We start from the raw sequence: 770 nt of genomic DNA, 5'->3' as shown, positions 1-770 counted from the left end.
GTTCATAGGCGATCGCCTCGTTATGAAGAAAGCCATTTGCGCGCGACGAGTGGATCGATTGCTCGTATAGGCGTTGAGCATCCAGGTCTAAACCTTTTAACCGGGCAATCTCCGCGCTTATCAATGCGGCACGATTTTCGAAGGTCTCGCGGCAGTTCGCCACCCACGCTTCGAGCTTCCGATGGTGAAACTCCAGTGTCTCAAGTAGATGTGGAGAGTACGCCGAGGAGGCCACAGGCCGCCCCAACGTTGGCGAAACGGCATCCCCGGCCGGAACTGCGGTCGCGCTTGCCGCAAGCGACAGCGCAACATAGAAGTGATACTCGGCCTCTTCGAAAAACCCTGCCACCGTCCACAGCTTTGTCTGTGCGTTCATCGCGGCATCAAGGGCGGATCTATAGTCTCCAGCAAAAAAGCGGGCTTGGAGTTTTCGAATCCAGTATACTGCCGGATGGGGTGTGTGTTGCTGCTCCATGAAAGCTTCACTGTAGTGCTCGCCGTCAAGACAACCGAACTTTTTAGTCAAGCCACGCAGGGTCTTTACCAAGGCGAGTTCCGTTTCCTGCACACTGATTTGGTGTGCGAAATGCGTCTTCCGGGAGAATTCAAGCCCGACTTCGGCCTGCACCTGTGCATCCGCGAGCGGTTCGCCCGCAGCTATAAGGTTCGCATTCAGGATGTCAAAACTGTATACCGCGACGCTCAGATCGCCGGTAGCGATGGCTGCGTCGAATGCCCGGTGCGTTAGCTTTCGACAAGCTGTCGGGTGA

The 770-nt window shown here is 56.0% G+C and carries 1 pseudogene; it reads right to left on the bottom strand.

Going from position 1 to position 770, the window contains the following annotated elements:
* A pseudogene (locus EOA22_RS37930) lies at window positions 1–770 on the bottom strand (histidine kinase); the annotation flags it as partial.

Origin of the sequence: Mesorhizobium sp. M7A.F.Ca.US.014.04.1.1 (genome assembly GCF_003998745.1) — a bacterium.
Classification (GTDB): Bacteria; Pseudomonadota; Alphaproteobacteria; order Rhizobiales; family Rhizobiaceae; genus Mesorhizobium; species Mesorhizobium ciceri.
Note: the sequence above shows the minus strand (reverse complement) of the source record. Positions and strands in the feature narration are given on the sequence as shown.